The 3,296-nt window shown below is 45.8% G+C and carries 3 protein-coding genes and 1 pseudogene; 3 read left to right on the top strand and 1 reads right to left on the bottom strand.

Going from position 1 to position 3,296, the window contains the following annotated elements; translation table 11 throughout:
- Positions 1–416 precede the first annotated feature (416 nt).
- The 3 genes and pseudogenes from CV945_RS17940 to CV945_RS16530 all read left to right on the top strand — a co-directional run.
- Positions 417–693, top strand: a pseudogene (locus tag CV945_RS17940) (UPF0236 family transposase-like protein); the annotation flags it as partial.
- A gap of 523 nt (positions 694–1,216) precedes the next feature.
- A complete protein-coding gene (locus tag CV945_RS17375; RefSeq protein WP_198518535.1) occupies positions 1,217–1,363 on the top strand; it encodes a hypothetical protein in 147 nt (48 codons plus the stop codon).
- A gap of 174 nt (positions 1,364–1,537) precedes the next feature.
- Positions 1,538–2,173 carry an FMN-dependent NADH-azoreductase gene (locus tag CV945_RS16530; protein ID WP_015376094.1) on the top strand — a complete coding sequence of 212 codons (636 nt, stop codon included), beginning with the start codon at positions 1,538–1,540 and terminating at the stop codon, positions 2,171–2,173.
- Positions 2,174–2,658: 485 nt separating this feature from the next.
- Here the strand turns inward: CV945_RS16530 and CV945_RS16520 are convergent, their stop codons facing one another.
- Positions 2,659–3,177: a type II toxin-antitoxin system PemK/MazF family toxin gene (locus CV945_RS16520; protein ID WP_015376093.1), complete on the bottom strand. Its 519-nt coding sequence runs from the start codon at positions 3,175–3,177 to the stop codon at positions 2,659–2,661.
- Between the last annotated feature and the right edge of the window lie 119 nt (positions 3,178–3,296).

Below are 3,296 nucleotides of genomic sequence, written 5' to 3'. Positions count from 1 at the left end.
GGTTTGTCAACTACATCCACGAACGTCCGGAGGAAGTGCTGCAGCGCTTAGGGTGTGCAGGATGACTGAGAAGTTAACTCTTCATGTTGCATGTATATACATAATGCCATATTAGTTAGTAATAACGATAAAGACTTTCATTGGATTCGAGATAACTATACTTATAAAGATCGAAAGTTAGATTATGTGAATCCGATAATAGATAAGAAAGCTTACGGCGAGTTTGTCAAAACCTATATCGAAAGCAGAGGGTTTTAGAAATTTTATTTGAACATATTATCCCTTATGGCAACCCGATTAACGACATTCGTGACCCCATCACCAAAATATTTCCAAAATACGTCTTCCGCAACAAGATATTTTCCAATCCGATTACCGCAAAATAAAATTAATCCATTCAACGGAACTAAGACTGCGATCGACAAGTGGGCGCCTATATTTTCTTGCTCAATGCTGAACAGGGCTTTAATGGAGTCTAACCGATCGGTCCTTGCCTAGGGGGAAACGGCAGTCAAGTTGGTTGTGGGGTGCTCTTCCTACCGCAAAGCCGCCCGTTCGTTGGAGTCGATCGTGAGAGATGCGGTCCTCAGCCATGAGGTGATTCGTCAGCTGGTGTTGGAGGCCCCTGTCTCGCTCCTCCCCTCTGTTTCCCAACGATATGGTCGGGTGCTGTTGGTGGAAGCGGATGGACTCTGTTTCCCGCTAAGAGAAAGGGAAGCGGCTTCGGGCGTTTATGGACCATGATCACCCAAATCGATGGAATAGGGCGGAGAAAGGGAAGTTGGAGGAGGAAGAACCCCAGAGGGCAGCCTCGGCCCCGAAGAAGGCCAAGTGAGTCGAACAGGCCAAACGGGAGGCAGGACGGCGGTGGCGGATGTGAGGCGACAAAACATCCTGTGTCTTCAACCGTCATCGGGGACGCCCATCGATCAAGCGTTGCCGGCTCTTCGCGATGGTGGTTGGATGTAAAAAATGAGACTAAACGGAGTCACCTCATGATGAGGGATGAGAGTACAAAAGCGCTTACGGATATAAACTCCTGAAAATGGCCCAATCACCCGTGATTTCAAAATTCCATAGGGAGCCAAAAAACGTTCTCCACCAAGTCTTGGCCGACTCGAATTTCAAAAAACGATCGAATTCCCGCCTCATAAATGGTAAAATAGAAGCACAGACTAGTTCCTGTATCCTGCACGAATCAAGGAGGTTAGCCATCATGGAAGGAAAACCGATCTACTACGATGGCAGCGGTCATCTGCCTAGCGAAAATGAAAGCGGTGTCAAAAGCGAACCGTTTACGCTCACCAATGAGATACGAAAACAAATCAGCGGCAACCCGTTTGTCGTGGAACAAAGCGAGTAACATTGCCTTGGAGAAAGGCAATTTTTTTTTTGCGGTCAAATCGTTTGTCAAATGTGTCGGATCTTTATATAATTATCTCTGATTGGAGATATTTGAATTCAAAATAAGTAAATGCCGCTTGAACAAAGTGCAAACACTAAAGTGCCGAGATCATCACGAAAGGGAGTATGCATCATGACAAAAGTATTGTACATCACCGCCCATCCGCACGACGACACGCAGTCTTACAGCATGGCGGTCGGAAAAGCGTTTATCGACACATACAAACAAGTGCATCCGGATCATGAAGTCATTCATCTTGATTTATACAAGGAATACATTCCGGAAATCGACGTCGACGTGTTCAGCGGCTGGGGCAAACTTCGCTCCGGGAAATCGTTTGAAGAGCTGTCTGACGAAGAAAAAGCGAAAGTCGGGCGGATGAACGAGCTGTGCGAGCAGTTTATTTCCGCCGACAAATATGTATTCGTCACGCCGATGTGGAACTTTTCGTTCCCGCCGGTGTTAAAGGCGTATATTGACGCCGTGGCGGTCGCCGGCAAGACGTTTAAATATACGGAACAAGGGCCGGTCGGATTGCTTACTGATAAAAAAGCGCTCCACATTCAAGCGCGCGGCGGTTTCTACTCCGAAGGCCCGGCGGCGGAAATGGAAATGGGCCATCGGTATTTAAGCGTCATCATGCAATTTTTCGGTGTTCCGTCATTTGAAGGGTTGTTTGTCGAAGGGCATGCGGCGGTGCCGGAAAAGGCGGAAGAAATTAAAGCGAACGCCATCGCTCGGGCGAAAGACTTGGCGCACACGTTTTAACGGGAGGCCGAGTATTGCGAGGGAAATGGTTGCAAACTTGGCCTGGGAGCCTCTTCATCCGGAGAGGCTCCTTTTTTATTGGACAAACCAAACGGCCGTGACATTCATATACGCTGGCGGGGAGCCGTATGGTATAGCCTGATCAATAAAGTCCCTATTTCTTCGTGAGAAATTTTCCTCGATAAATACATAAAACCCCAGCACCGAAGTACTGGGGCAAAAACCATGAATTCCCCGCTGACGGGGTGAAATGGCCTGCGACGCGGCAGGCAACTTATCATTAGGTTATGATTCTCTTGGCGATAATATGCAAAGAGAGGAACCATTTAGGCTCCTCTCCGTTGTCAAAACAAACGAATCCACGTTTTTTCACGTGTGAAATGGTCTGTGACGAGACAGACAACTTATTTTGTACTCTAAGTATAGAAAAAACCTAGGGAAATGTCAATACGTCATAAATACGTCGTCAATACATTGTAAATACGTTACAGGTCAAATACCCATTTTACACGGTTCATAATCTTATTTAAGTCATCCTCGTTTATATTGCCGATATGTTGCTTTAATCGTACTTTGTTTACGGTCGTTAATTCTTCTACCTTTACCGCGGAAGTCTGAGCTAAAAAAGGATAAACTTCCTTTCGAAGAAAGTAATGTGTCTTGAAACGAGGCACTACTTTGGTTTTCCCTTTCCGATCTGTAACGGTTTTGGTTTTTAATTTTGTAGATAAAGGAGCTACCTTAACGTTTCCGGATGTGCGGTTAATCCAGTCATTAGAAAGAACAAGCACCGGCCGCTCTCCGTTTTGTTCTGTGCCGATATTTTCCCCGAGTTCACAAGTGAAAATAGCTCCTCGTATGATCGGGCGCTTCATCTGCGTTTGCTCATTCTCAATCCATTCGTTTGCTAAAGCAATCTTCTTTGGATGCCATTCATCTAGTTTTACCTTTTTGTCCACTTTGTTTAAACGTAATCGTTCGCGTTGAATAGCATCTGATTCCATTTTATTCCCCCCTTTCCCTTCGTTTTATCTTAATTAGGCGAGAAGACTCCCACTTCAACGAAGCGAAGCGGAGTAAGTGGGAGATGAATCGCCTTAACTATATTTTGCTGAAAATAGGA

Source organism: Geobacillus sp. Manikaran-105, assembly GCF_002809955.1.
Taxonomy (GTDB): Bacteria; Bacillota; Bacilli; order Bacillales; family Anoxybacillaceae; genus Geobacillus; species Geobacillus thermophilus.
The sequence above is the reverse complement of the archived record's forward strand: the minus strand, read 5'-3'. Positions and strand labels throughout refer to the sequence as shown.

Bases quoted from the DNA above. Each gene is read 5' to 3' on its own strand.
- CV945_RS16530 (WP_015376094.1), top strand. From the start codon at position 1,538: ATGACAAAAGTATTGTACATCACCGCCCATCCGCACGACGACACGCAG.
- CV945_RS17375 (WP_198518535.1), top strand. From the start codon at position 1,217: ATGGAAGGAAAACCGATCTACTACGATGGCAGCGGTCATCTGCCTAGC.
- CV945_RS16520 (WP_015376093.1), bottom strand. From the start codon at position 3,177: ATGGAATCAGATGCTATTCAACGCGAACGATTACGTTTAAACAAAGTG.